26 protein-coding genes are annotated in these 25,277 nt (G+C 69.8%); 12 read left to right on the top strand and 14 right to left on the bottom strand.

The window, feature by feature from the left end:
- Positions 1–50: 50 nt before the first annotated feature.
- From QF035_RS47870 to QF035_RS47895, 6 genes are all read right to left on the bottom strand, one after another.
- The gene (locus QF035_RS47870) at positions 51–1,151 is read right to left on the bottom strand and encodes an LLM class flavin-dependent oxidoreductase (protein WP_307528531.1); all 1,101 of its coding nucleotides are present in this window, start codon (positions 1,149–1,151) and stop codon (positions 51–53) included.
- An 87-nt stretch (positions 1,152–1,238) separates the two neighbouring features.
- Positions 1,239–2,219 carry an ABC transporter substrate-binding protein gene (locus QF035_RS47875; RefSeq protein WP_307528533.1) on the bottom strand — a complete coding sequence of 327 codons (981 nt, stop codon included), beginning with the start codon at positions 2,217–2,219 and terminating at the stop codon, positions 1,239–1,241.
- Positions 2,216–3,013 carry an ABC transporter ATP-binding protein gene (locus tag QF035_RS47880; RefSeq protein ID WP_307528535.1) on the bottom strand — a complete coding sequence of 266 codons (798 nt, stop codon included), beginning with the start codon at positions 3,011–3,013 and terminating at the stop codon, positions 2,216–2,218. The genes QF035_RS47875 and QF035_RS47880 overlap by 4 nt, the downstream gene beginning before the upstream one ends.
- Positions 3,014–3,015: 2 nt before the next feature.
- Entirely contained in the window at positions 3,016–3,900 is an 885-nt protein-coding gene (locus QF035_RS47885) for an ABC transporter permease (protein WP_307528537.1), read from the bottom strand.
- A gap of 53 nt (positions 3,901–3,953) precedes the next feature.
- Positions 3,954–4,826, bottom strand: coding sequence for a sulfurtransferase (locus QF035_RS47890; RefSeq protein ID WP_307528539.1), 873 nt, complete (start codon positions 4,824–4,826; stop codon positions 3,954–3,956).
- The gene (locus QF035_RS47895; RefSeq protein WP_307528541.1) at positions 4,823–5,533 is read right to left on the bottom strand and encodes a lysophospholipase; all 711 of its coding nucleotides are present in this window, start codon (positions 5,531–5,533) and stop codon (positions 4,823–4,825) included. Before QF035_RS47895 ends, QF035_RS47890 begins: the two co-directional genes overlap by 4 nt.
- 334 nt (positions 5,534–5,867) lie before the next feature.
- Between QF035_RS47895 and QF035_RS47900 the strand changes: the two genes are divergently transcribed.
- Entirely contained in the window at positions 5,868–6,725 is an 858-nt protein-coding gene (locus QF035_RS47900) for a LysR family transcriptional regulator (protein ID WP_269651301.1), read from the top strand.
- 78 nt (positions 6,726–6,803) lie between these two features.
- On the opposite strand, the gene QF035_RS47905 is transcribed toward QF035_RS47900, so the two are convergent.
- The 3 genes from QF035_RS47905 to QF035_RS47915 form a co-directional block, all read right to left on the bottom strand.
- On the bottom strand, positions 6,804–7,238 hold the full coding sequence (locus QF035_RS47905; RefSeq protein WP_307528544.1) for a MarR family winged helix-turn-helix transcriptional regulator: 435 nt from the start codon (positions 7,236–7,238) through the stop codon (positions 6,804–6,806).
- 95 nt (positions 7,239–7,333) lie between these two features.
- Positions 7,334–7,684 carry a VOC family protein gene (locus QF035_RS47910; protein WP_307528546.1) on the bottom strand — a complete coding sequence of 117 codons (351 nt, stop codon included), beginning with the start codon at positions 7,682–7,684 and terminating at the stop codon, positions 7,334–7,336.
- A gap of 170 nt (positions 7,685–7,854) precedes the next feature.
- The gene (locus tag QF035_RS47915; RefSeq protein ID WP_307528547.1) at positions 7,855–8,436 is read right to left on the bottom strand and encodes a TMEM165/GDT1 family protein; all 582 of its coding nucleotides are present in this window, start codon (positions 8,434–8,436) and stop codon (positions 7,855–7,857) included.
- 356 nt (positions 8,437–8,792) lie between these two features.
- On the opposite strand from QF035_RS47915, the gene QF035_RS47920 reads away from it, so the two are divergent.
- Positions 8,793–9,203 carry an SseB family protein gene (locus QF035_RS47920; protein ID WP_307528549.1) on the top strand — a complete coding sequence of 137 codons (411 nt, stop codon included), beginning with the start codon at positions 8,793–8,795 and terminating at the stop codon, positions 9,201–9,203.
- Between the two features lie 10 nt (positions 9,204–9,213).
- On the opposite strand, the gene QF035_RS47925 is transcribed toward QF035_RS47920, so the two are convergent.
- From QF035_RS47925 to QF035_RS47940, 4 genes are read right to left on the bottom strand one after another with little or no spacing between them, the layout of a single operon-like run.
- The gene (locus tag QF035_RS47925) at positions 9,214–10,245 is read right to left on the bottom strand and encodes a LacI family DNA-binding transcriptional regulator (protein WP_307528551.1); all 1,032 of its coding nucleotides are present in this window, start codon (positions 10,243–10,245) and stop codon (positions 9,214–9,216) included.
- Positions 10,242–11,147, bottom strand: coding sequence for a carbohydrate ABC transporter permease (locus QF035_RS47930; protein ID WP_307528553.1), 906 nt, complete (start codon positions 11,145–11,147; stop codon positions 10,242–10,244). The genes QF035_RS47925 and QF035_RS47930 overlap by 4 nt, the downstream gene beginning before the upstream one ends.
- Positions 11,144–12,067: a carbohydrate ABC transporter permease gene (locus QF035_RS47935; RefSeq protein WP_307528555.1), complete on the bottom strand. Its 924-nt coding sequence runs from the start codon at positions 12,065–12,067 to the stop codon at positions 11,144–11,146. The genes QF035_RS47930 and QF035_RS47935 overlap by 4 nt, the downstream gene beginning before the upstream one ends.
- The gene (locus QF035_RS47940) at positions 12,064–13,386 is read right to left on the bottom strand and encodes an ABC transporter substrate-binding protein (RefSeq protein WP_307528558.1); all 1,323 of its coding nucleotides are present in this window, start codon (positions 13,384–13,386) and stop codon (positions 12,064–12,066) included. Before QF035_RS47940 ends, QF035_RS47935 begins: the two co-directional genes overlap by 4 nt.
- Positions 13,387–13,697: 311 nt before the next feature.
- Here QF035_RS47940 and QF035_RS47945 point away from each other — a divergent pair, with 311 nt between their 5' ends.
- Together QF035_RS47945 and QF035_RS47950 are read left to right on the top strand one after the other, a co-directional pair.
- Positions 13,698–15,719 (top strand): beta-galactosidase, encoded by a 2,022-nt coding sequence (locus QF035_RS47945; protein WP_307528560.1) that lies wholly within the window; start codon positions 13,698–13,700, stop codon positions 15,717–15,719.
- Positions 15,720–16,028: 309 nt separating this feature from the next.
- Positions 16,029–17,597: a glycoside hydrolase family 53 protein gene (locus tag QF035_RS47950; RefSeq protein ID WP_307528561.1), complete on the top strand. Its 1,569-nt coding sequence runs from the start codon at positions 16,029–16,031 to the stop codon at positions 17,595–17,597.
- A gap of 70 nt (positions 17,598–17,667) precedes the next feature.
- Here the strand turns inward: QF035_RS47950 and QF035_RS47955 are convergent, their stop codons facing one another.
- The gene (locus QF035_RS47955; protein ID WP_307528563.1) at positions 17,668–19,179 is read right to left on the bottom strand and encodes an AMP-binding protein; all 1,512 of its coding nucleotides are present in this window, start codon (positions 19,177–19,179) and stop codon (positions 17,668–17,670) included.
- A 114-nt stretch (positions 19,180–19,293) separates the two neighbouring features.
- Between QF035_RS47955 and QF035_RS47960 the strand changes: the two genes are divergently transcribed.
- The 8 genes from QF035_RS47960 (at position 19,294) to QF035_RS47995 (ending at position 25,246) form a co-directional block, all read left to right on the top strand.
- Positions 19,294–19,689, top strand: a complete 396-nt coding sequence (locus QF035_RS47960; RefSeq protein ID WP_307528565.1) for a nuclear transport factor 2 family protein — start codon at positions 19,294–19,296, stop codon at positions 19,687–19,689.
- Positions 19,690–19,739: 50 nt separating this feature from the next.
- A complete protein-coding gene (gene crcB, locus QF035_RS47965; protein WP_307528567.1) occupies positions 19,740–20,216 on the top strand; it encodes a fluoride efflux transporter CrcB in 477 nt (158 codons plus the stop codon).
- A 23-nt stretch (positions 20,217–20,239) separates the two neighbouring features.
- On the top strand, positions 20,240–20,629 hold the full coding sequence (locus QF035_RS47970) for a DUF190 domain-containing protein (RefSeq protein WP_307528569.1): 390 nt from the start codon (positions 20,240–20,242) through the stop codon (positions 20,627–20,629).
- Positions 20,626–21,000 (top strand): fluoride efflux transporter CrcB, encoded by a 375-nt coding sequence (gene crcB, locus QF035_RS47975; protein ID WP_307528571.1) that lies wholly within the window; start codon positions 20,626–20,628, stop codon positions 20,998–21,000. Before QF035_RS47970 ends, crcB (QF035_RS47975) begins: the two co-directional genes overlap by 4 nt.
- A gap of 112 nt (positions 21,001–21,112) precedes the next feature.
- Entirely contained in the window at positions 21,113–21,943 is an 831-nt protein-coding gene (locus QF035_RS47980) for an undecaprenyl-diphosphate phosphatase (protein ID WP_307528573.1), read from the top strand.
- Positions 21,944–22,032: 89 nt separating this feature from the next.
- Positions 22,033–22,776: a FadR/GntR family transcriptional regulator gene (locus QF035_RS47985; protein ID WP_079053222.1), complete on the top strand. Its 744-nt coding sequence runs from the start codon at positions 22,033–22,035 to the stop codon at positions 22,774–22,776.
- Positions 22,773–24,224, top strand: a complete 1,452-nt coding sequence (locus QF035_RS47990) for an amino acid permease (protein WP_143633531.1) — start codon at positions 22,773–22,775, stop codon at positions 24,222–24,224. The genes QF035_RS47985 and QF035_RS47990 overlap by 4 nt, the downstream gene beginning before the upstream one ends.
- The gene (locus QF035_RS47995; protein WP_307528577.1) at positions 24,221–25,246 is read left to right on the top strand and encodes an asparaginase; all 1,026 of its coding nucleotides are present in this window, start codon (positions 24,221–24,223) and stop codon (positions 25,244–25,246) included. The genes QF035_RS47990 and QF035_RS47995 overlap by 4 nt, the downstream gene beginning before the upstream one ends.
- Positions 25,247–25,277: the final 31 nt, after the last annotated feature.

The following is a 25,277-nucleotide window of genomic DNA, read 5'->3' on the forward strand; positions in this document are numbered from 1 at the left end:
GAGGAGAGGGAGGGGAGGAGGGGCGAGAGCGCGCGTGGGTGCGTGAAGAGTCAGGCGGCCCGGTCCGCCGCGGCGCGGTGCGCCAGTTCCTGCCGGACCAGCGGCAGGACGTAACGGGCATAGTCGATCGCGTCGTTGAGCGGGTCGTAGCCGCGCATCGACAGCAGGTCGCAGCCGATGTCCACGTAGTCGAGCAGTGCCTTCGCGACCGTCTCGGGGGAGCCGACCAGTGCGGTCGAGGCACCGGCCGCGTTGGTGGCGACCGCCGGGGCCGTCCACAGGCAGCGGTCGTGCACCTCGCCCCGTTCAGCGATGTCGAGCAGCCGCTGCGAACCGACGTTGGCGGGGCGGCCGCTCGTCTTGTAGTGGCGCAGCAGCTCGGTGTTCTGCGCCTGGTCCTTCAGCACGCCCAGGGTGCGGTGCGCCTTCTCCCAGGCCAGCTCGTCGGTGGGCGCGATGATCGGGCGGAACGACACCCAGATACGGGGACGGGGGCGCCCGGCGGCGTCCGCGACCGCGTTCACGGCGGCGATCTGCTCGGCCGTCTCCTTCAGCGGCTCGCCCCACAGCCCGAAGATGTCACCCTGCTGTCCGCCCACGCGGTACGCGTCCTGGGATGACCCGCCGACCGAGATCGGGACCAGGCCGTTCACCGGCTTCACGTCGGAGTAGTAGCCCTCGAACTTGAAGTACGTGCCCTCGTGCGACACGGGTCCGTCGGCCTGCCACACCTTCCGCAGGATCTGGATGTACTCGTCAGAGCGCTCGTACCGCTCCCTCTTGTCGAGGTAGTCGCCCTCGCGGTGCTGCTCCTCGTCACTGCCGCCGGAGATGATGTGCACGGTCAGCCGGCCGTCGCTGATCCGGTCGAGGGTCGCGAGAGCCCGGGCCGCATGGGTCGGGAAGATCACGCCCGGCCGGTGCGCCAGGATCGGACGCACCCGCTCGGTGTGCGTGGCCACGAACTGGGCGATCTGGAAGGCGTCCGGCGAGGCCGAGTGGTAGGCGACCAGGGTGTGGTCGAAACCTCCGTCGTCCAACGCCCGGGCGTACCTGCGCAGATGGTCGACATCGAGACCCGTACGGCTCGCCGCGGCCGGACCGGACGCCCCGGAGTCGGTGTGCACGGCGCTGATGAACTCGACAGGCATGGTGAACTCCTTTGCTTGGCAAGCGACGTGAGAGCGCTTCCGTCGCTGCTTGAGGCCTGCTGTTTGAGAGCTGCTGCTCGAGGGCCGCTACTTGAGGACGGAGGCGTCGGCGGACTTCGCCACGTCGACGTTCGGGTCGAGGACACCGATGCCGTGCATCAGGTCGGCCACGTCCTGGACGGTCCCGTTCACCTCGGGCGTGACCGGCAGCACCTTGCTGTACGCGGCCGAGGCGAGGGTCTTCGCGATCGCGGGGTCGGCGCCGTTGCGCTCGACGATGGCGTCGGCGTACGCGTCCTGGTGGGTGCTGGTCCACTTAAGGGCCGTACCGAGCCGCTTCAGGAAGTCGCCGAGCGCGGCCTTCTTAGCCTTGTCCGCGAGGGTCTTCTCGGAAGCCCCGATGAACCCGTAGCCGCTGATCCGTCCGTCGGCGCCGTCGACGAGCAGCCTGCCGCCCTGCTGGAGGCCGACCGCCTGGTAGACCCCGAAGGTCGCCCAGACCTCGATCTTCCCCGAGGAGAAGGCGGCCTGCGCGTCGGTCGGCAGCAGGTACTGCACCTTCACGTCGGAGTACTTGAGGCCGTTCTGCTGAAGCACGTTGGCGAGCAGGTACTCGGCGATGCTGCCCTTCGCGGAGGACACCACGACCTTCTTGCCCTTGAGGTCCTTGACGCTCTTCACGTCCGAGTTCTTGCGGACGACGATTCCGGTGTGGTGCCCGTCGTTCTTCAGCGCGGCGACGTTCTTGAACTTCACCCCGCCGCTGAGCGCCTGCAGCGCGGGCAGGTCCGCGGAGTACGTCGTGTCGGCTGCGCCCGCCTGCACGGCCTGGAAGAGCGGGGCCGCGCCCTCGAACTCGGCCCACTTCACCTTGTAGTCGGCCCCCTTGAGGGCACCGGAGCCGGCGAGGATCGTCTGGAGGGTCTTGGCCTGGTCGCCGATGGTGAGCGTGACGTCCGAGGAGCCGCCCGCCGTGTCCGCGGCGGAGTCCCCTCCACAGCCCGTCACCGTCAGCAGGGCGCTCAGACCGAGAGCGGCGGCGAGCGTACGGAAGATGGTGCGCTTCACGAGGGGTTCCCTTCGGGGGTACGGGAGTTGGGGACGTCGGAGGTGCCGGTGTGGGTGACGCCGAGCCAGCCGAGCAGGCGGGCGCGGAGCGTGACGAACTCGGGGGCGGTCAGATCGCGGGGGCGGGGCAGCTCGACGGTCACCTCGTGGGCGATGCGCCCCTCGTCCATCACCAGGACGCGGTCGGCGAGCAGCAGCGCCTCCTCCACGTCGTGCGTGACCAGGAGGATCGCGCAGCCGTGCCGCTCCCACAGCTCGGCGACGAGCTGCTGCACCTTGCCGCGGGTCAGCGCGTCCAGTGCCCCGAACGGCTCGTCCAGGAGCAGGAGTTCGGGCTCACGGACCAGGGCACGGGCAAGCGAGACGCGCTGTGCCTGACCACCGGAGAGCGTCTTGGGCCAGACGGTGGCCCGCTCGGCGATCCCGACCTCGTCCAGCGCCTTGTCGGCCAGCGCCCGGTCGGGCCGGCCCGGCAGCCCGAGGACGACATTGCGCCACACCTTCAGCCAGGGCAGCAGCCGCGGCGACTGGAACGCGGCGCTGCGCCGGGCGGGCACGGTCACCTCGCCGCCGATCTCGTCGTCGAGCCCGGCCAGGATGCGCAGCAGGGTCGACTTGCCGCACCCGCTGTGGCCGAGCAGAGCCACGAACTCGCCCTCACGGATGTCGAGATCGAGCTCGTGCAGCACGGTGTTGCCGTCGAAAGCGCGGGACAGCCCCCGGATCTCGACACTGTTCGCCGCTGTCGTCGCGGTCGCGGGCGCCGGCCGGGACTTCACGGTGTTCGTGGTCATGGTCACGCCTCGCCGTCGAAGGAGGCACGCCAGCTCAACAGGCGGCGCGAGAGGACTCGTACGGCGAAGTCGCAGGCCAGGCCGAGCAGTGCGTACACGGCGAGGCACAGCACGATGACGTCCGTACGGAAGTACTGCTGGGCGTTGCTCATCAGATAGCCGAGCCCGGCGTCGGCGTTGATCTGCTCGGCGAAGACGAGGGCGAGCCAGGCGGTGGAGAGGGCGTACCGGAGTCCCACGAGGGCACCGGGCAGCGCGCTCGGCAGGATGACGTACCGGATGAGACCGAGCCTGCCGAGCCCCATCATCCGTGCGGCCTCGACGAGTTGGGAGTCGGTGGAGCGGATGCCGCCGTAGATGTTGAAGTACAGCGGGTAGGTCACGCCGAGGGCCACCAGCGCGATCTTCGGGGTCTCCTCGATGCCGAACCAGACGATGAACAGCGGGATCAGACCGACCCACGGGATCGCCCGGAACATGCCCATCGAGGAGTCGATGACGTCCTCGCCGAGCCGGAACAGCCCGGCGAGCAGGGACAGCGACAGCGCGACCGTTCCTCCGATGAGGAATCCGGTCGCCGCCCGGCGCCCGGACGCGGCGATGGCGTCCGGCAGTTCGCCGGTCTTCGTCAGCTCGACGGCCTGGCGTACGACGTCCACGGGCGACGCGAGCACGGACTCCGGGAGCACACCGGTGACGGAGCCCAGGAACCACAGGACCACGAGCCCGACCGGCCCGGCGGCCCGGCGTACGGAACGGGGGACGGACAGGCGGCGGCGGGGGAGATGTGCCGTACCGCGGATGGTGACGCGGGCGGGTGAGGGCTCGGCGGGCGGTTCGGGCTTCTCCAGTACGGGGGCTGTCACCCCGATCTGTTTCGTCGGCATGGCGGTCTTCCTCTCGGGACGGCCGAAGGCGGTTCGGGACTGCTCGGTGCGCATCAGGACGGCAGGGAACCGGTCGCGGCTGGGCGGGCGGGATCGGCGGACCAGGCCGACCAGGAGCCGGGGAAGAGCGTCGCGTCGAACCCGGCGATCGCGAGGGCGGCGATCTGGTGGGCCGCGGTGACACCGGACCCGCAGTACACGCCGATCACGGCCGCTTCACCGGCACCGCGGTCCTCGAACCGCTTGCGCAGCTCCTCGGGCGGCAGGAACGTCCCGTCGGCGGCGAGGTTCTCGCCGGTCGGGGCGGAGACCGCGCCCGGGATGTGGCCCGCGCGAGGGTCGACCGGCTCCTGCTCACCGCGATAGCGCTCCCCGGCACGGGCGTCCAACAACAGCCCGTTTACTGCCAGTTGGGCCGCCCCGTCCGCGTCCGTCACCGGCAGTCCGCCCGGCCTGAGGACGACGTCGCCCGGCTCCGGATCCGGCGCATTCGCAGCCGGCTCTGTTGCGGCCGGAGCGGACTCCAACGGCAGCCCCGCCGCCCGCCATGCGCCCAACGCCCCGTCCAGCAGGGTCACTTCCGGAACTCCGGCCCAGCGCAGCAGCCACCAGGCGCGGGCCGCTGCCGTGTTGCCCAGGTCGTCGTACACGACGACCGGTCTCCCCTCCTTGAGGCCCCAACTCCGTGCAGCCACCTGCAGATCCGCGAGGTCCGGCAGCGGATGGCGGCCGTCCTCCGGGCTCGGCGGACCGGCCAGTTCGCGGTCCAGGTCGACGTACACCGCTCCCGGGATGTGAGCGGCCTCGTAGTGGTCCCGGCCGTGCGGGTCGCCCAGTGCCCAGCGCACGTCGAGCAGGACGGGCGGCTGCCCGGAGTCGATCAGTTCGCGCAGTTCCGCGACCGTTGTCGTCACCCGGGCGCTCATGCGAGGCCCTCCGCTATCGCGGGCAGCTCGGGGGAGAGGCGCAGCCGTTCCAGGAAGAGCACGACCGTGGCGGCGGCGGTGCGGTGCAGCGCGTCGTTGAGCACGTCGTGCCGGCCGCCGTTGAAGGTCACGGTCCGTACGTCGGGGTGCCCCTCGTAGGCGCTGAGCGCGTCGGCGAGTGGACTGACGGCGTCCTCGGCGCCGTGCAGGGCCAGCACGGGAACCCGTACGAGATCCAGGCTCGGCTCGGGCAGCTCAGGGGCCGTGTCCAGTGCCCCGCGCCGGAAGCCCGGGTCGTTCGTGAGGCGTGCCTGGTGGGTGGGGCAGGCGGTGCGTGCCTCGACCTCGGCCTCCCAACTCCCGGACGCCCAGGGGGCGGTGGGCAGGCCGGCCAGGATCAGCGCGTCGATCCCCGGGGTCTGCTCGGCGGCGAGCCGGGCGGCGTACAGGGCACCCGTGTCCGAGCCGACCAGCACCTTCGGGCCGGGCAGGGACTCGTCGGCGAGGAGCTTGGCCGCCTCGTCGAGCGCGGACGGATCGGTGACCGGGTCACCGAGGGCACGTACGCGATAGGCGTCGAAGGCGAGACGGCGGCCGAACCGCTCGTACACACCACCGTGCTCGCCCCGGCCGGCCAGCACGATCAGCGTGCCGCGGGCGGCGAGGCCTTCGGGTTCGTCCCAGGAGGTGGGCAGCGAGGAGGGCATGAGGAAGCAACTCCCTTGTTCAGGGCAGGGGGAAAGGAGGACCGCAGGAGCGAGAGGGAGGCGCGGCAGCGTGCCGACACGTGTCAGGACAGGGGAGACACGATCAGTGGAGGCCGAGCGGGAACGCCGGTGACCGGCGGGGAATCAACGACAGCGCGCGCTGCACGCCACGCCGAAGTCGATGACTCGGCGCTGCGTCAGAAGGGCAGCGGAAGCGGTCGTGGGAACCATGGGTTCATCATGACCGGCCGGGGCGGATTCCGTCCAACGACGATTCCGCATCGAAATCGATCGGCTATCGCGATCGATGACGGCGACGGGCTACGGTCGCCGTATGCCCCAACCTGTCCTGGACATCGTGGCCCTGCGCAGCCTGACCGCGATAGCCGACTGCGGCGGCTTCCACCGCGCCGCCCACTCCCTCGCCCTCAGCCAGTCCGCGGTCAGTCAGCATGTGCGCAGGCTGGAGAAGACGCTGGGGAGCCCGGTCGTCGAACGTGAGGGGCGGGGCACCCGGTTCACCCCGGAGGGGCGGCTCCTCGTGGAGCAGGCCCGCCGCATTCTCGCCGTCCACGACGAGGCCGTGCGGGTGCTGCTCGACACCGAGGGCGACACCGTCACCATCGGGTCCACCGAGCACGCCGCCGACCAGTTCCTGCCCAGGCTGACCGCGGCCGTCCAGGAGGTGCGGCCCGGCTGCCGGGTGCGCTTTCGCATCGACCGCTCGGCACGGCTCGTCGAGGCCGTGGAGCGCGGCAGCGTGGACGTCGCGGTGTACGTGACGGAGGCGGCGGCCACCGAAGGGACCCCGGTCGGCGGCCTCCCGCTGACCTGGCACGCCACTCCCGGCTGGGCGCCGCCGCCCGCGCCCGCCCCGGTGCCGCTGGTGGCCATCGAGGACCCGTGCGCGATCCGCCGCCGGGCCATCGCGACTCTCGCCGCGCACGGCGTCGCGGCCACGGTGGTCGGCGACGCCGGCTATCTCGCGGGGGTCCTCGACGTGGCACGCACGGGCGTGGGCGTGGCGCTCCTCGCCGCGGTCGGGCCCGCGCCGGACGGACTGAGCCCGTACGACGGACTGCCGTCGGTCACACCGATCCCGATGAGCGCGCTGGCGCGGCCGGGCGCCGACCCGGCGACGGTCGCGGCGGCGTTCGAGGCCGTACGGGACCTGCTCCGCCCGGCGGGATGACTCAGCCGCCGGCGGAGGACTCGGCTCTTGCGGGGTGGCTCAGCGGTCGCCGGGTGACTCGGCTCCTGCCGGGGCGGCTCAGCCCTTGGCCAGCATGCGGGCGAGGACGGCGCGCTGCAGCGGACGTACCTCGGTGTGCAGGTCGCGGCCCTTGCCGGTGAGGGCCACCCAGACCCCGCGGCGGTCCTCCTGACAGACGCTCCGCTCCACCAGGCCCTCCTTCTCCAGGCGGCCGATGAGGCGGGAGAGGGCGCTCTGGCTCAGATGGACGCGGTCGGCGATGTTCTGCACCCGGCACTGCTCGACCGGGCCCGAGCCCGTGCTCGTAACCGAGTCGGAGTCGGGGCCCGTGGTCGTCGTGGTCGACGCGAGGATGTCGAGCACCTCGAAGTCGCTGGCGCCGAGGCCGTGCGGATGGAGCTCGCGGTCGATCTCGCACATGGTGCGCGCGTGCACCGACAGGATGTCCCGCCACTGGTCCTCCAGCCGGGGAGCGACCTTCTCTGCTGCCATATCCGCACGGTAACAGAGAATACGGCCATTGTTTACCATGCAACTAGTGCAGTTGCATGGAGTTGCTCACCTTGCTACGGGGTTGCCCGCCCTGCTCAGGACGCCTCCTGGATGAGACCGACGTCGTTGCCGTCCGCGTCCTTCACGGAGGCGATCAGCGTGCCGCCCCCGACGTCCTGGATGTCCTGGACGACTTCGGCGCCCGCGTCGACGAGACCGGCCAGGCTCGCCTTGATGTCGGCGACGTGCCAGTAGGGGAGGGGCGCCGTCAGGCCCCTCGCGTGACCGTTGGGGTCGAGCCCGACCTCCGGCCCGCCGGGGGCCCGGAAGCCCACGTAGTACGCCTCGTCCACGTACGGCTCCACCCCCAGCAGCGAGCCGAACAGGGCCTTGGCGCGGGCGAGGTCCTTGACGGGATAGGTGATGGTCCTGAGGCCTTCGGACATGACGGGCTCCTCCGCTGTCGTGACTTCCACCGGCGGTCGTCACCGGTTCGGACCGGTTTCTCTCCGGTGGAATCACGCTATGGCCGAGGGGCGGGAGCACGCTTCTCCGTTCCTGACCGGTCAGGATCCGGCCGGTCCGTTCCTGACCGGCCGCCCCGGAGCGCGGCTCGTCAGCCGGTGAAGATCTCCACGACCGACCAGACGGCGAGCCCGAGCATGCACAGCCCGCCGATGCGCTGCACGGTCTTCAGCGGTACGCGCTTGGCGATGAACCGCCCGGCCAGCAGCGCGAGCGCGGAGACCGACATGAGGGCGGCCGCGGATCCGACGGCCACGGACGCGACGCCGTTGGTGGCCGCCAGGTTGGCGGTCGTGATCTGCGTCAGATCGCCCCACTCGCTGATGAAGACGGCCATGAAGGCGGTCGTGTAGACGGGCCAGAAGCCGGTGACGGTCCGGCCTCCGGTGTCCTCCTCGTCGTCCCCTCCGCTGCGCAGCAGCATGAAGGCGCCGAACGCGAAGAGCGCGGCCGAGACCGACTTGACCGTCCAGTCTGGCAGCAGACCGATGAGGCTTCCGGCGCCGACGGCGATCGCGACGTGCACGACGAACGCGGTGGACGTACCGAACCACACGTACAGCGGTCGCATACGGGTGCCCATGGCCAGCGACGCGAACATCGTCTTGTCCGGCAGCTCGGCGAGGAAGATCAGCCCGAAGGCGGTGAGGATCGCCAGAGGGTCGAGATGCATTCCGGGTGGCTTTCTGTGGGGACCGGGCCCCCGGATCTTCGCGAAGCGCCCTCGACTCGGGCGACGGGAGAACCGATCGGCCCGGCATGACGGGTGCGCCGCAAGGACTCGCGGGCACATCAATGCCTGGCCGAAGGTCTCGTCCACCCGTGTGATCACGCGGGCCCGGCCACCGGGAACCCGAGGGCTCCAGTGTGTCGACGACCGGTTCGCAGAACTACTCCCCTTCGCAGTCACTCAGTGTACAGGACACCCATACGGGTCTCGCATGAGAGTGCGGGGCGGGGGTATGCGAAGAACACTCGACGCGGACGGGCAAGGGATGGTCCCGCCCGCGACTCACGAGCGGAACCCTCATGAACGGCTCACTTCACGAAACGACAATCTCCGAAGACGCGTCAGAGGCGTCGGACGCGTCCGATGTGATCCTGCGCGCGCTGAGCGTCCTGGCCCACAACGGCCTGGACGGCGACGCGCGGACGCGGCTGGCCGGCACCGAGGTGCTGGTGCCGGCCTCGGACACGGAGACGCGGAAACTGATCCTGCCGGTCATCGGCCGGGCCGTCCTCGTCTTCACGTCCGAGGAGCGTATGGCGCAGGCCCTGCCGGACGTCCAGTGCTACCACCTCGTACCGCTGGGCATGATTCCGGCCCACTGGCCCGTGCGCGGCCTGACGCTCGTCATCGACCCCGGCTCACCCGAGGCCGTGACGCTGTCGGCGGAGGGCGTGCACCTGCTGCTGGGCCCACCCCTGAAAGCGGCATGAGGCGCCGGTCTCAGGTGGACTGACGCTTCACCAGTTCCGTCGGCAGGATCACCGCCGCCGGATCCTCTCCGCCGATCTGGGCGAGCAGCACCCGCACCATCTCGGCGCTGATCCGGTCGTAGGGCTGCCGGATGGTCGTCAGCTGGGGGCGGGCGGCCAGGGCGGCCGAGGAGTCGTCGAAGCCGCCCACCGAGACGTCCTCCGGGACGCGGCGCCCGGCCCGTTCCAGTGAGGTGAGTACGCCCTGAGCCATCAGGTCGGACGCTACGAACACCGCGTCCACGTCCGGGCACTGGCCCAGAAGCCGTTCCGCGCCCGCCTCGCCGCTGGCCCGGCTGTAGTCACCGGACACGACGAGCCGTTCGTCGAAGTCGATGCCCGACTCGGCGAGCACCTCCCGGTAACCCGCGAGCCGCTCCACACCGCCGGGCGTGTCCAGGGGACCGGTCACCACGCCGATACGGCGACGGCCGAGCGACACCAGATGGCGCACCATGTCACGGGCACCGTCCCGGTCGTCCGCGGCCACGTAACTCACCTTGGAGCCGACGCCGATGGGCTTGCCGCACATCACCAGCGGCACCCCCGCCTCGCGCAGCTGCTCGGCGACCGGATCGCCGGAGTGGCTGGAGACCAGCAGCACCCCGTCGACATGACCCGCCGTGATGTACCGGGTGATCCGGCGCCGCTCGTCCTCGGTGCCCGCCAGCATCAGCAACAGCGGGATGTCGTGCGCCGCCAGTGCCTGCGTACAACCCCGCAGCAGGACGTTGAAGTTGGGGTCCTCGAAGAACTTCTCCTGCGGCTCCGTGAGCAGGAAGCCGATCGAGTCCGAGCGTCCGGTGATCAGTGAGCGGGCGTGCCGGTTGACGACGTAACCCGTCCTGCGGATGGCGGCGTTGACCGCCTCCTGGGCCGTGGGGCTCACGTAGTGCCCGCCGTTGAGCACGCGCGAGACGGTCCCTCGTGAGACTCCCGCCTCGCGCGCGACATCGTGAATCGTCGGCGGTTTGCGCCGGCCCCCCGATTGGCTCATGGTCACGACTTTACGGCTCCCGACAGCAGATCGAGGCTCCAGAACCGCTGGATGACCAGGAACAGGGCGATGAGCGGAATGACCGCGAGCAGCGCGCCGGTGATCACCAGTGTGTAGAGGGCCGGGGTGTTGGATCCCTGTTCGAGCAGGGTGAACAGACCGAGGGTGATCGGGAACTTCTCGTCGTCGCTGAGCATGATGTACGGCAGCAGGAAGTTGTTCCACACGGCCACGAACTGGAAGAGGAACACCGTCACCAGTCCGGGCACCATCATCGGCAGCGCGATGCGTGTGAAGATCCGCAGCTCGCTCGCCCCGTCCATCCGCCCCGCCTCGACGACATCGCCCGGCACGGCCGCGGCGGCGTAGATCCGCGCGAGGTACACGCCGTACGGCGACAGGACGAGCGGCAGCAGGACGGACGCGTACGAGTCCGTGAGGTCGGCCTTGGCCATGAGCAGATACTGCGGGATCGCGAGGATCACCGGCGGCATCAGCACGCCCGCCATCAGGATGTTGAAGATGGTCTCGCGGCCGCGGAACCGGTAGATCGCGAGGGCGTAGCCGCTGAACGCGGAGACGACGGTCGACAGGAGGGCGCCCAGGCCCGCGTAGAGGGCGGAGTTGCCCATCCACTTCCAGTACACGCCGTCGCGGTAGGCGTTGAGGTCCGTGACGTTGTCGGTGAAGCCTGTGCCCGGCAGGAACGTGAACGTCGAGAACAGTTCGCTGCCCGACTTGGTCGCCGCGATCACCACCCAGGCCACCGGCAGCAGACAGTAGATCGCGCCGATCAGCAGCGTCACCGTCGGGACGAAGGCGATCCGGCGGCGCAGCGGCGGCCCCTGGGCGGTGCCGGGCGTCGTGCCGGCGGCCGCGGACGCCTTGCGGACGGCAAGAGAACTCACTGTGCTGCCTCCTGCTTGTTACGGGAGTTCGCGGCCCGCAGGAAGCCGAAGGACAGGACCAGCGTGACGACGGCGATGATCACCGCGGTCGCCGCCGCCGAGTGGATGTCGCCCTTGCGGAAGGCGTCCTGGTACACCTTCATCAGCGGACTCCAGGTCGTCGACACGGAGTTGGTCAGGGGTTTGAGGGTGGTCGGCTCGCTGAACACCTGGAGCGTCGCGATGATCGAGAAGAAGAAGGTCAGCACCAGCGAGGGCGCCACCATCGGGATCTTGATCCTGACCGCGATCTGCAGCGGGGTGGCCCCGTCCAGCTTCGCCGCCTCGTACACCTCGGCCGGGATGGACTGCAGCGCGGTGTAGATGACGATCATGTTGAAGCCGGTGCCGCCCCACACCGCGATGTTGGACAGCGCGAGATACAGCGGCCCGCCGTCCAGCAGGTCAGGCTGCGGCATGCCCAGTTTGTCGAGGACGAAGTAGAAGGGGCTGACGTCCGGCAGGTACAGAAAGCCCCACAGCATCGCCGCGACGACACCCGGAATGGCGTACGGGAGGAAGATCGCGAGCCGGGTGACCGGCGCGAGGCGGACCCGGTCGGTGTCGAGCATCAGCGCGAAGAGCAGCGCGAGCCCGAGCATCACCGGCACCACGATGGCGCCGTAGCCGAGCACGCGCACGGCTCCGTCGAGCAGCTGGGAGTCGGTGAGGGAGTCGGTGTAGTTCTCCAGGCCCGCCCAGACCTCCTCGCGGGCGCCCGCGCCCAGGCCGAGGCCCTTGACCTGGACCTTGTGCAGGCTGAGCCACACCGCGTAGCCGATGGGCAGCGCGAAGAAGAGGGCGAACAGGATCGTCGCGGGGAGGAGGAAGGCATACGGGGCCCCCTTGACCCCGTACGACTTCCGGCGTGCGCTCGTCACTCCGCGACCTCGAAGCCCTGCTTCTTGAGGTCGGCGACGGTCTCGCCCTGCATCGTCTTCAGGGCGGCGCCGAAGTCCGACTTGTTCTTGGCGGCGGAACCGAACGCGTCGTTGAACGTGGTGTACGCGACGTTCACGTTCGGGCCCCACGCGGAGGGAGCCGTGGTCTTCGCGATGTCGGCGGCCTGGGTGTAGAAGTCCGTCTGGTTCGAGAAGAAGGCCGGCGGCTCGGTGAACGCGTCACTGGTCTGCGCGGTCGTGGCGGCCGGGTAGATGCCGCCTTCCTTCGCGAGCGCGGTCAGCGCCTTCGGGTCCGTGTTCAGCCAGGCGGCGAACTTCGCGGCGGCGGACTTGTGCTTGGAGTCCGTGGTGACGGCCGTGGACGAACCGCCCCAGCTCCCCGTGACGCTGTCGCCCTGCGACCACTGCGGCAGCGGAGCCATCGCCCACTTGCCCTTGGTGTCGGGGGCGGCGGTGGTCAGGGTGCCGGGTGCCCAGACCGCGCTGACCCAGGCGATCTGCTTGCCGGTGTTGAGCGCCTTGTTCCAGGCCGGGGTGTACATCGGCTGGTTGTCGATCGCGCCCTCCTTGACGAGGCCGCCCCAGAAGTCGGCGACCTTCTGCGTCGCCGCGTCGTCGATGCCGACCTTCCACTTCTGGCCCTCTGTCGTCCACCACTTGGCGCCCGCCTGCTGGGCGAGACCCGCGAAGAGACCGGAGTCGTTGGCGGAGAAGGTGGTCAGGTCCGTCTCCGGCGACTTCTTCTTCAGCGCGCGGGCCGTCTCGGCGAACTGGTCCCAGGTCTGCGGGACTTCGAGGCCGTACTTCTTGAACAGGTCCTGGCGGTAGTAGAACATCATCGGCCCGGAGTCCTGCGGGATCGCGTACACCGCGTCCGAGCCCAGCGTCGTCTGCTGCCAGACGCCGTCGGCGAACTTGTCCTTCACGCCGTCGACGTCGCCGGCTATGTCGGCGAGCGCGTCATTGCTGACCAGCGTCGGCAGGGCCTGGTACTCGGCCTGGACCAGGTCCGGGGCCTTCTTGGCCTTGTGCGCGGTGAGGATCTTGGTGACCAGCGTGTCGCCGGACGCCTGCTTCTTGACCGTGACCGTGATCCGGTCCTTCTTGCCCTGGCCCTTGTTCCACAGGTCGGCGACCTTGTCCATGCCCGGTGTCCAGGACCAGTACGTCAGCGAGACCGGGCCCGAGTCGGCCTCGCTGTCGTTGTCGTCCGAGGAGCCGCAGGCGGCAAGTGCGGTGGCGCCGAGCGTGACGGCGACCGAGATGGTCACGAGGCGACGCAGCTTCGTGTGTGGCATGGATCTATCTCCCTGACCGTGGTCTCCGCCTGCTGCGGAGGCCTGCCCCTTTTTTCCTGTGCGGCTCGCCTCCGGGGCGCTTCAGCCGGTGTCGAGAGCACGACCGTGCTCAGCCCTTCGGGCCTCCGCGCGCTCGCGCCCTCGACACCGGCTCGCCCCTCCGGCTCGCCCGTGCTGCTTCTGTGAGCGTTCACAGTAGAGAAACATCCAGGACACTTGTCAATGGTTGTTGCTGTGCGGTTATGTTGGCCCCGCGCCGCTGGCGCTGTGTGTGCACGTTCCCAAATGATCGATCGACCGGGAGACAATCCATGCCGGAGACCACCCCCAAGGGCCTCTCGAGGCTCGCCTTCGGTGGGGACTACAACCCCGAGCAGTGGCCGGAAACCGTCTGGCCCGAGGACGTCCGGCTGATGCGCGAGGCCGGCGTCACGATGGTCAGCGTCGGGATCTTCTCCTGGGCGCTGCTGGAGCCAGAGCCCGGGAACCACGACTTCGGCTGGCTCGACCGGCTCCTCGACCTGCTCCACGAGAACGGGATACGCGCCGACCTCGGTACGCCGACGGTGGCGCCGCCCGCCTGGTTCTACCGCGAGCACCCCGAAGCCCTGCCCGTGGCCGCCGACGGCACCCGCTACGAGTTCGGCTCGCGCGGCGCCATCTGCCACAGCAACACTCACTACCGCTCGGCCGCCGCGGACATCACCACCACGCTCGCCACCCGGTACGCCGAGCACCCCGCGCTCGCCATGTGGCACGTCCACAACGAATACGGCGTCCCCGTCTCGGCCTGCTACTGCGAGAGCTGCGCCGCCCACTTCCGCCGCTGGCTCGCCAGGACGTACGGCACGGTCGACGCCGTAAACGAGGCCTGGGGCACGGCCTTCTGGGGCCAGCGGTACGCGGACCTCGACCAGATCAACCCGCCCCGGGCGACCCCGACGGTCGGCAACCCGGCCCAGGCGCTCGACTACAAGCGGTTCGCCGACGACACGATGCGCGAGAACTTCGTAGCCGAGCGGGACATCCTGCACCGCCTCGCGCCCGGCATCCCCGTCACCACCAACTTCATGACCGCCCTCAGCCAGTGCGACTCCGTCGACTACTGGGCCTGGGGTCGCGAGGTCGACCTCGTCACCAACGACCACTACCTGATCACCGACGGCCGCCGTACGCATGTGAACCTCGCGATGGCCGCCGACCTCACCCGCTCCGTCGCCGGCGGCGCCCCCTGGCTGCTGCTCGAACACTCCACCTCGGGCGTCAACTGGCAGACCCGCAACCCCGCCAAGGCTCCCGGCCAGATGGCCCGCAACTCCCTCGCCCATGTGGCCCGCGGCTCCGACGGCGCGATGTTCTTCCAGTGGCGGCAGTCACGGCGCGGCGCGGAGAAGTTCCACTCGGCGATGCTGCCGCACGCGGGCACGGACTCGCGCGTGTGGCGCGAGGTCGTCGAACTCGGCGCGTCCGTCGACTCGTTGAGTACGATCCGCGGCACCCGCACCCAGGCCGACGCCGCCGTCCTGTGGGACTGGCACTCCTGGTGGGCGCAGAACCTCCAGTGGCGCCCCAGCGAGGACCACGACCCGCGCGAGCGCGCCGACGCCTTCTACGAAGCCCTCTACGACCGCCACCTCACCGTCGACTTCGCCCACCCCGAAGCCGACTTGTCGGCCTATCCTCTTGTCGTCGTACCGGCCCTCTACCTGATGACCGAGGCCGCCGGACAGAACCTCACGGAGTACGTCGAGAACGGCGGCACCCTCGTCGTCTCGTACTTCTCCGGCATCGTCGACGAGCACGACGCCGTGCACGACGGCCCCTACCCCGGCCCGCTGCGGGACGTACTCGGCCTGACCGTCGAGGAGTTCTCGCCGCTGCTCGCCGGCGACCAGGTCCGCATCACCGGACCCGACGGATCCGAACTCGCCGGGGACGTCTGGACCGAGTTCGTCGTGCCGCGCGGTGCCGAGACCGTCTGGACGTACGCCGACGGACTCACCGAGGGGCATCCGGCCGTCACCCGTCACCGGCTCGGTGAGGGGTCCGCCTGGTACGTGTCCACGCGGCTCGGAGCCCAGGGGCTCGACGCGCTTGTCGGCCGGGCCGCCGATGACGCGCGGATCGCGCCCCGTGCCGATCTGCCTCGGGATGTCGAAGTGGTGCGACGGGTGGGGGAGTCGGGGGCGTTCCTGTTCGTGATCAACCACTCCGGTGTCGATGCGAAGGTTGCGCTGGAGGCGCACGGTACTGAGCTGCTCACCGGTGAACGGGCGGCGGGGCGGCTCGCGGTGCCCGCGGGGGGCGTCCGGGTTGTGCGCCTCGACGATTGATCGGCCCATTGTTTTCGCCCCCGCCGCCCCTACCCATTCCCGTCACTACTCGGGGGCCAGCCCCCGAACCCCCGCTCCTCAAACGCCGGAGGGGCTGAAGAGTTCGCAGCCCGGGCCGACACACTCAGCCCGTCCGGCGTTTGAGGACGAGGCCGTTCAGGCCGATAGCGGGGGTCTGGGGGCGGAGCCCCCAGAAGGGACGGGAACGGGTAGGGGCGGCGGGGGGCGAAGAACCCCACGCCCACCCCCCCCTCAGCCCCCTCCGGGGCAAACATCCACATCATCACGTCGAAGGGACGACGGACGACGATGTTCCATCCCAGACGCACACTCAGGGCCCTGCTGCTACCGCTGGCAGCCGGCCTGGCCCTCACCGCCCTGCCCGCGCAGAGCGCCCACGCCGCAAGCACTCTCACCAACGCGGGCTTCGAGTCGAACGGCACAGGCACCACGACCCCGACCGGCTGGTCGACCTACTCCGCGGGAGGCCAGACCGCGGCCTCCTTCACGGAGGCAGGCGGCCACGGCGGCAGCTACCGCCTGACGCACTACTCGGCCTCGGCCTACAAGGTGGAGACGTACCAGTACCTCTCGGGCCTCACCAACGGCAACTACAAGCTCACCGCCTGGGTGCGCTCGGGCGGCGGCCAGAACTCCGCCTACCTCGCACTGAAGAACTGCGGCGGTGCGGAACAGCGCACCGACATCCCGGTCTCGTCCAGCGGCTGGATACGGATCGTCACCCCCGTCGCCGTGACGAACAACCAGTGCACGATCAGCATCAACTCCGATGCGAAGGCGGGCAACTGGATCAACGTCGACGACCTGACCTTCACCTCCGGCACGGCGGGCCTGCCCATCAAGGGCTCCGACGTGTCGTCGCTCGCCAAGAGCGAGGCCAAGGGCGGCGTCTACAAGTACAGCTCAGGCGCGACCGGTGACGCGCTCGCCATCCTCAAGTCCGCCGGGCAGAACTACGCCCGCCTCAAGGTGTGGGTGAACCCCGCCGACGGCTACAACAACAAGACACGCGTGCTGGCGACGGCCAAGCGGGTCAAGGCGCAGGGCATGAAGCTCCTCGTCGACTTCCACTACTCGGACACCTGGGCCGACCCGGGCGCGCAGTCCAAGCCCGCCGCCTGGGCCGGACACTCGTACAGCCAGCTGAAGACCGACGTCTACAACCACACGTACGACGTGCTGAACGCGCTGAAGGCGCAGGGCACCACGGCCGACATGGTGCAGGTCGGCAACGAGATCAACGGCGGCATGCTCTGGAACGAGGGTTCCACCTCGAACTGGTCGCAGCTCGCCGGGCTGCTCAACTCCGGCTACGACGCGGTCAAGGCGGTCAACTCCGGCACGACCGTGGCCCTGCACCTCGCCAAGGGCGGCGATCTGGCGGGCACCCGCTGGTGGTTCGACAGCGCGGTCTCCAACGGCGTGAAGTTCGACGTCATCGGGCTGTCCTACTACGGCTACTGGCACGGCACGCTCGCCGACTTCCAGACGACCCTGGACGACGCGGCGACCCGCTACGGCAAGCCGGTGTACCTCGCCGAGACGGCCTACCCCTTCCGCCTCGACAGCAAGGACTCGCACGAGAACATCATCGACCTCAGCAGCGAGCTGGTGTCCGGCTACCCGGCCTCCACGGCCGGTCAGACGCAGTGGATGAAGGACGTGGCGAGCATCGTGGAGGCCGTACCGAACGGTCGCGGCCTCGGCATCTTCTACTGGGAGTCCACCTGGACCGCGGTCACCGGCAACGGCTGGGACCCGACCGACCCCTCCTCCGGCAACGGCTGGGAGAACCAGGCCCTGTTCGGCTACGACGACAGGGCGCTGCCGGCGATGGCGTGGTTCAGCCACCGGTGACGGTCTGAAGTCGTGGTGAGGGGGTGGTGGAAGCGGTCCCGCTTCCACCACCCCCTCACCGCTCGCGGCCTCACTCCCGCCAGAACGGCTCCCGCAGCTTGAACTTCTGCAGCTTCCCCGTCGCCGTGCGCGGCAGCGACTCCACGAAGTCGACCCGCTTGGGCGTCTTGAAACCGGCCAGCCGTGTACGGCAGTGCGCGATCAACTCCTCGGCGGTGACGCCCGATCCGTCCGTCACGACGAGCGCGGTCACCAACTCACCCCACTTGGCGTCCGGGATCCCGATGACCGCGACCTCGCGTACGGCCTGATGCGAGGTGATCACGTCCTCCACCTCGATCGACGAGACGTTCTCGCCGCCCGAGATGATGACGTCCTTCTTGCGGTCGGAGATCACCAAGTAGCCCTTGTCGTCGAGGTATCCGCCGTCCCCGGTGTGGAACCAGCCGCCCGCCTGCGCCTTCGCGGTCTCCTCGGGCTGGTCCCAGTAGCCGTCCAGGTTGTGGTTCGACGCGGTCAGCACCTCACCGTCGACGTCCACATCGACGCGTACGCCGAGCGCGGGCACCCCCGCCCGCCCGAGCCGCCGCGCACGATCGGTGGGCTCCAGGTCGTCCCACTCCTCGCGCCCGCGGTTGACCGTGACGAGCGGTGAGGTCTCGGTCAGCCCGTAGATCTGGATGAACTCCCAGCCCAGCTCGCCCATCACCCGCTCGATCGTGCGGGTCGGTGGCGGCGCGCCCGCGCAGACGATACGGACCCGGTCGCGGCCGGGGATCTCGCCCTCCCAGTCGGCGGCCGCGTCGAGCACGGCGTTCAGGACGGCGGGCGCCGCGCACATCAGGGTGACGCCGTGCCGCTCGACGCGCCGCAGGATCTCGGCGCCGTCGATCTGACGGAGCACGATGTGCCGGCCGCCGACGCCCGTGACGCCGTACGGCATGCCCCAGCCGTTCGCGTGGAACATCGGGAGCGTGTGCAGGTAGACGTCACGGTCGCTGATCGTGGTGTGCAGCCCGAACACGGTCGAGTTGAGCCACAGATTGCGGTGCGTGAGCTGAACTCCCTTGGGGCGGGCGGTCGTTCCGGACGTGTAGTTGACGCTGGCCGTCGCGCTCTCGTCCGGTGCGGCCCAGTCCCGCGGTTCCGTGTCGCGCAGGAAGAGGTCCTCGTCGTCGCCGAGGACGAACTTGTGCTTGACGTCGAGCGTGTCGAGCACGTCCGCGCAGGACGCGTCCGCGTAGACGACCGAGGCGCCGGAGTGCCGGACGATGTAGTCGATCTCCGGCTGGGTCAGCCGGAAGTTCACCGGCACCAGGACGCGCCCCCAGCCGGAGACGCCGAAGAACGAGGTGAGCAGCCGCGCCGAGTTCTGCGAGATCACCGCGACCCTGCCGCCCACGGGTACGTCCAGTTGGTCGAGCTTGGCGGCCTGGGCGCGGGCGAGTGCCGCCAGCTCCCGGTAGGTGGGTTCGCCGAGGCTCGGCCCCGGCTGCTCCGGTTCGTCGACGACGGCGACGCGGTCCGGATAGACGTGGGCCGCACGGTCGAGGAAGTCACGGACGGTCAGCGGGTAGTACACGACAGCACCTCCGGGGTCGGTGATGCATACGTACCTACCCCGGCGTTGCGCAATGCCACCAGCGGCCACTACTGTCCAAAGTGGCTAATCAATTAGTTACCTAAGAGGTGGCAGATGAATCCCTTCCGCAAGGCGGTGGAGGACGGCGACCACGCGGCCGTCGTCGGCCTGCTCGCCGAGGACGTCGTGTTCACCAGCCCCGTGGTGTTCAAGCCGTACGCCGGAAAGCCGATCACCGCGGCGATCCTGGGCGCGGTCATCGAGGTCTTCGAGGACTTCCACTACATCCGCGAGATCGAGAACCCGGACGGCCGGGACGTCGTCCTCGTCTTCGAGGCACGGGTGGGCGACCGCGCACTCCAGGGCTGCGACATCCTGCACTTCGACGAGGACGGCCACGTCGACGAGCTCACCGTCATGGTCCGCCCGCTGTCGGCGGCCCAGGCACTCCAGGCCGCGATGGCGGCCCGGTTCGAGTCCGTCGAGAAGCAGGCGTCGGGCGCGTCCTGACCAGCCGGGGTTTAGCCTGATCTCCTGCCACGACCAGGAGACGTACGCCCATGACCACCCCCCATTCCGACACGGTGGACGAACCGGCGGAACTCCGCGCGCCCGCCCGGCGGCCCTCGGTCTGGCGGGGGCAGGGGCCGGCCGTGGTGGCGGTCTCGGTGGGCGGCGCGATCGGCGCCTCGGCGCGCTACGGGGCCTCGCTCCTGTGGCCCACGCACACGGGCGGCTTCCCGTGGACCACGTTCTGGGTCAACGTCGTCGGATGTTTCGTGATCGGCGTCTTCATGGTCGTGATCACCGAGGTGTGGGCGGCCCACCGGCTGGTACGACCGTTCTTCGGCACCGGAGTGCTCGGCGGCTTCACCACCTTCTCGACGTACGCCGTCGACATCCAGAGACTGGTCGACACGGGCCATCCCCGCACCGGCCTCGCCTACCTCGCCGCGACCCTGGTGGCGGCGCTCGCGGCGGTCTGGCTCGCGGTGACGGCCGTGCGGCGGGTCCTGGCGTGGCGGCGGCGCCGATGAACGCCACGGACATGGAGGCGGCGATGACGAGGCTGACGGGCAAGGCCCTGCGGGTGACCGTCTTCATCGGCGAGAACGACACCCGGCACCGCAAGCCGCTGTACTCGCAGATCGTGCACCGCGCTCGCGCGGCGGGACTCGCCGGAGCGAGCGTGTTCCGGGGCATCGAGGGCTTCGGCGCGTCCTCGCTGATCCACACCACGCGGCTGCTGTCGCTGAGCGAGGACCTGCCGGTGGCGGTCGTCATCGTGGACACGGAGGAGCGCGTACGAGCCTTCCTGCCGGAGCTCGACGAGCTGGTGGGGGAGGGGATGGTGATCCTCGACAGCTGCGAGGTGATCCGTTACGTCGGCCGGGAGGAGCCCGCCGGTGAACCCGGTGACACGGGCGGGAAAGGTAAGAAGCCGTTGTGAACTGGGTGCTGGTGATCGTCGGCGGCATGGTCGGTGCGCCGCTGCGCTATCTCACCGACCGCGCGGTGCAGTCCCGCCACGACACGGTCTTCCCCTGGGGCACCTTCACGGTGAACGTCGTCGGCTGTCTGATTCTGGGCACTCTCACCGGCGCTGCCGTGGCCGGAGCGGCCTCCTCGCACCTCCAGCTGCTGCTCGGCACCGGCCTGTGCGGAGCGCTCACCACGTACTCGACGTTCTCGTTCGAGACCCTGCGGCTGACCGAGGACGGGGCCCGTCTCTACGCCGCCGCCAACGTGATCGCGAGCGTGGTCGCGGGACTCGGTGCGGCGTTTGCGGGCGTTTCGGTGGCCGAGGCCCTCTGGGCGTAGTCCTCGGCGTCACACCTGGGCGTAGTAGGACTGGCTCCGCCGCGGCCGACGTACGGCTGCCCGCCCGTGCCGCGGCAGTCGTCCGCACGCCCGCCCACCAGAACTGGATCCCATGAGCGCCATCTCCGTCGGTCAGGCCGTCGTCCTCGGAGCCGTCGAGGGGGTGACCGAGTTCCTCCCCGTCTCCTCCACCGGCCATCTCAAGATCACCGAGGGGCTCATGGGCATCCCCGTCGACGACAACGCCGTCGTCGGCTTCTCCGCCGTCATCCAGGTCGGTGCCATCGCCGCGGTGCTCGTCTACTTCTTCAAGGACATCGTGCGGATCGTCTCCGCCTGGTTCCGGGGCCTGCGGGACCCCGGCGAGCGCTACCACCACGACTACAGGTTCGCCTGGTGGGTGATCTGCGCGACGATCCCGATCGTGGCCGTCGGCCTGGCCGCCAAACCGCTCATCGAAGGCCCGCTCGCCTCGCTCTGGGTGGTAGCGGGCTCCCTGATCGTCGGCAGCGGGGTGATGTGGGCGGCGGACCAGATGGGCCGGCACAAGCGAGGCGAGGACGACACCGCGTTCAAGGACACGATGCTGGTGGGCGGTTCACAGATCCTGGCCCTGCTCTTCCCCGGCTTCTCCCGCTCCGGCGCCACCATGTCCACCGCCCTGATCCTCGACCTCGACCGCGTAGCCGCCACCCGCCTCTCCTTCTTCCTCGGTATCCCGGCCCTCACCGGCGCAGGCCTCTACGAACTGAAGGACGCCCTGGGTACGGGCACCGGCGCCCTCCCGCTGGCCGTGGGGACGGCAGTGTCCTTCCTGGTGGCGTACGCCTCGATCGCGTGGCTGCTGAGGTTCGTGGCGAAGCATTCCTTCAACGCGTTCGTGATCTACCGGATCATCATCGGGTTGTTGCTGTTCGGACTGCTGGGCGCCGGGGTCCTCTGATCGTCCGGGCGGGCGGGGCCCGCGGGCCCCGTCTCACGCCCCGGGCCCGCCCTTGACAGTCACCTCCCGTTCCCCGCAGGATCACCCCCGTGAACCTGTCAGACAGCCAGACAGCTGGCTCGGTGCCGAGGCGTATCAGCGCCATGGAAGCGGTGCTCGGGCACCTTCGTGGTGCCATCGAGCGCGGTGAGTACGCCGTGGGGGACAAGCTGCCCTCCGAGGCGGAGCTGTGCCGGCGGCTGGAGGTCAGCCGGCCCGTGCTGCGGGAGGCGCTCCGGGCCCTGCAGACGATGGGGCTGACCGTGTCCCGGACCGGCAAGGGCACTTTCGTCCTGTCCAACGGGCCTGTCGAGGACCCCACCTTCGGCGACTACGCGGCCAGTGACCTGCTGGAGGTCAGGCGGCACGTCGAGATCCCCGTGGCCGGATACGCGGCCGCACGCCGGACGCCTGAGGACCTCGACCACCTGGCCCACCTGCTGGAGCGGATGGAGCGCGAGACCGACACCACCGCGTGGGTGGCCATGGACACGCTCTTCCATCTCGCCGTGGCGCAGGCCGCCCAGAACCCGGTCTTCCGCCGCGTGATCGAGGAGATCCGGGACGCGCTGGCCCGCCAGTCGGCGTTCCTCAACGAGCTCGGCGGCCGCCGGGAGCAGTCCAACCGCGAGCACCGCGCCATCGTCGAGGCCCTGATCGACGGCAGCGCACACGACGCGACCGAGGCGATGGCACATCACCTCGACCGCGTCGAGACGACCCTCACCGCGATCGTGCGCTCAGAGCACACGGACGGCGCGGACACCCCCACGGAAGGCGGACCAGAAGCGTGAGCGAGCAGTCCCTCGAAAAAGAGACAGGGCAGACACGGAAAGCCGCCGTTCACGTCGACGCCGGTGACGCGGGATACAGCAAGTCCCTGAAGTCCCGGCACGTCAACATGATCGCCATCGGCGGGGCCATCGGCACCGGTCTCTTCCTCGGCGCGGGAGGCCGTCTCGCCGAGGCCGGACCCTCGCTCTTCATCGCGTACGCCGTCTGCGGTGTCTTCGCCTTCCTGGTCGTCCGCGCCCTCGGCGAGCTCGTCCTGTACCGGCCCTCGTCCGGCGCCTTCGTGTCCTACGCCCGGGAGTTCCTGGGCGAGAAGGGCGCGTACACCGCGGGCTGGATGTACTTCCTCAACTGGGCGACCACCGGCATCGCCGACATCACCGCGGTCGCCACCTACACCCACTACTGGGGCATGTTCTCCGACATCCCGCAGTGGGTGATCGCCCTCATCGCGCTCGCGGTCGTGCTGACCGTGAACCTCATCTCCGTGAAGATCTTCGGCGAGCTGGAGTTCTGGTTCGCGATCATCAAGGTCGGCGCGCTCGTCGCCTTCATGCTGATCGGCATCTTCCTGCTGGTCACCCAGAACCCCGTGGACGGGACAACCCCCGGCCCCTCGCTGATCACCGACAACGGCGGCCTCTTCCCCAACGGCCTCCTGCCGATGCTGCTGATCGTCCAGGGGGTCGTCTTCGCCTACGCCTCCGTCGAGCTGGTGGGCGTCGCGGCGGGCGAGACCGAGAACCCCGAGAAGATCATGCCGAAGGCCATCAACTCGATCATGTGGCGCGTCGGTCTCTTCTACGTCGGCTCGGTCCTGCTGCTGTCGATGCTGCTGCCCTGGAACAAGTACACCTCCGGAGAGAGCCCGTTCGTCACCGTCCTCTCCAACATCGGCATCCCGGCCGCCGGCGGCGTGATGAACCTCGTCGTGATGACCGCCGCCATGTCCAGCCTCAACTCCGGCCTCTACTCGACCGGCCGCATCCTGCGCTCCATGTCGATGTCCGGCTCGGCGCCGAAGTTCACCTCCGTGATGAGCCGCAGCCAGGTCCCGTACGGCGGAATCCTGCTGACCAGCGGTATCTGTGTACTCGGCGTCGGACTCAACTTCGTCGTTCCCGCCGACGCGTTCGAGATCGTGCTGAACTTCGCGGCGATCGGCATCCTCGCCACCTGGGGCATGATCATGATCTGTCACCTGCAGTTCTGGCGGAAGACGGAGGACGGCGAGCTGGACCGCCCCAGCTACCGCCTCCCGGGCTCGCCCTGGACCGAACTCGTGACTCTCTTCTTCCTCGCCTCCGTACTGGTCCTGATGTACGCGGACGGAGGAGCGGGCCGCACCACAGTCCTCTGCCTGCCGCTGATCGTGGCGGCGCTGGTCGCCGGCTGGTACGGCGTACGCCGCCGGGTCGAGTCCATACGCAAGCCCGAGGTGGACGCATGAGCCCCAACGCCCTTGCCGACTACGGCTGCTCGCTCGCCGCGGCGCCCTCGATCAGGGAACCGCTGCACGCGCCAGTCGCCCACCTCGTACGCGGCGGAGTCATCGAAGGCATCCACTACGGGTCGGTGGTCGTGCTGGCCGCCGACGGCAGCGTGGAGCTGCAGATCGGTGACATCGAGGCGGCCTTCTACCCCCGCTCGGCCCTCAAGCCGGTGCAGGCCGTTGCCATGCTGCGGGCCGGACTGCCGCTCGACGGCGATCTCCTCTCGCTGACCGCCGCCAGCCACTCCGGCGAGGAACGCCATCTCGCCGGCACCCGGCGGATCCTGGAGCTCGCCGGACTCGCCGAGGACGATCTGCGCAACGTCACGGACCTGCCCTTCGACCCGGTCGTCCGCGAGGACTGGATCCGCGCCGGGCGACTGCCGTCCCGGCTCGCGCAGAACTGCTCGGGCAAGCACGCCGCGATGCTCTACACGGCACGCCTGAACGGCTGGTCGCTCGACGACTACCTCGACCCCGCGCATCCGCTCCAGCAGGCCATCGCGGAGATCGTCGAGGACCTGACCGGCCAGGCCATCGCCCGTGTCACGGTCGACGGCTGCGGCGCCCCGCTGTTCTCCGTCTCGCTGCACGGGCTCGCCCGCGCGGCCGCCCGGATCACGACGGCCCCGCCCGGCACCCCCGAGGCACGGGTCGCCGACGCGATGCGCGAGCACGCCGAGATGGCGTCCGGCACCGGCCGCGACGTCGCCGCGCTGATGCGGGCCGTACCGGGTCTGCTCACCAAGGACGGCTTCGAGGGCGTACAGGTCGCCGCGCTCCCCGACGGCCGGGCCGTCGCCGTGAAGATCGCGGACGGCGCCGACCGCGCCCGCGTACCGGTCACCGCGGCGGCACTCGCCCGCTGCGGCGTGCACCCGGCCGCACTCACCGAGTTCGCCGGAGCACCACTCCTCGGCGGCGGCGCGGTGGTTGGAAGCATCCGGCCGGCGAGGGCACTCGACCCGCTCGCGGAGTAAGCCGTGTGCCGTGCACAGCCTCGCCCCACCC

Origin of the sequence: Streptomyces umbrinus, from assembly GCF_030817415.1 — a bacterium.
Classification (GTDB): Bacteria; Actinomycetota; Actinomycetes; order Streptomycetales; family Streptomycetaceae; genus Streptomyces; species Streptomyces umbrinus_A.

Bases quoted from the DNA above. Each gene is read 5' to 3' on its own strand.
- QF035_RS47870 (WP_307528531.1), bottom strand. From the start codon at position 1,151: ATGCCTGTCGAGTTCATCAGCGCCGTGCACACCGACTCCGGGGCGTCC.
- QF035_RS47880 (WP_307528535.1), bottom strand. From the start codon at position 3,013: ATGACCACGAACACCGTGAAGTCCCGGCCGGCGCCCGCGACCGCGACG.
- QF035_RS47885 (WP_307528537.1), bottom strand. From the start codon at position 3,900: ATGCCGACGAAACAGATCGGGGTGACAGCCCCCGTACTGGAGAAGCCC.
- QF035_RS47890 (WP_307528539.1), bottom strand. From the start codon at position 4,826: ATGAGCGCCCGGGTGACGACAACGGTCGCGGAACTGCGCGAACTGATC.
- QF035_RS47895 (WP_307528541.1), bottom strand. From the start codon at position 5,533: ATGCCCTCCTCGCTGCCCACCTCCTGGGACGAACCCGAAGGCCTCGCC.
- QF035_RS47900 (WP_269651301.1), top strand. From the start codon at position 5,868: ATGCCCCAACCTGTCCTGGACATCGTGGCCCTGCGCAGCCTGACCGCG.
- QF035_RS47905 (WP_307528544.1), bottom strand. From the start codon at position 7,238: ATGGCAGCAGAGAAGGTCGCTCCCCGGCTGGAGGACCAGTGGCGGGAC.
- QF035_RS47910 (WP_307528546.1), bottom strand. From the start codon at position 7,684: ATGTCCGAAGGCCTCAGGACCATCACCTATCCCGTCAAGGACCTCGCC.
- QF035_RS47915 (WP_307528547.1), bottom strand. From the start codon at position 8,436: ATGCATCTCGACCCTCTGGCGATCCTCACCGCCTTCGGGCTGATCTTC.
- QF035_RS47920 (WP_307528549.1), top strand. From the start codon at position 8,793: ATGAACGGCTCACTTCACGAAACGACAATCTCCGAAGACGCGTCAGAG.
- QF035_RS47940 (WP_307528558.1), bottom strand. From the start codon at position 13,386: ATGCCACACACGAAGCTGCGTCGCCTCGTGACCATCTCGGTCGCCGTC.
- QF035_RS47945 (WP_307528560.1), top strand. From the start codon at position 13,698: ATGCCGGAGACCACCCCCAAGGGCCTCTCGAGGCTCGCCTTCGGTGGG.
- QF035_RS47950 (WP_307528561.1), top strand. From the start codon at position 16,029: ATGTTCCATCCCAGACGCACACTCAGGGCCCTGCTGCTACCGCTGGCA.
- QF035_RS47960 (WP_307528565.1), top strand. From the start codon at position 19,294: ATGAATCCCTTCCGCAAGGCGGTGGAGGACGGCGACCACGCGGCCGTC.
- crcB (WP_307528567.1), top strand. From the start codon at position 19,740: ATGACCACCCCCCATTCCGACACGGTGGACGAACCGGCGGAACTCCGC.
- QF035_RS47970 (WP_307528569.1), top strand. From the start codon at position 20,240: ATGACGAGGCTGACGGGCAAGGCCCTGCGGGTGACCGTCTTCATCGGC.
- QF035_RS47980 (WP_307528573.1), top strand. From the start codon at position 21,113: ATGAGCGCCATCTCCGTCGGTCAGGCCGTCGTCCTCGGAGCCGTCGAG.
- QF035_RS47995 (WP_307528577.1), top strand. From the start codon at position 24,221: ATGAGCCCCAACGCCCTTGCCGACTACGGCTGCTCGCTCGCCGCGGCG.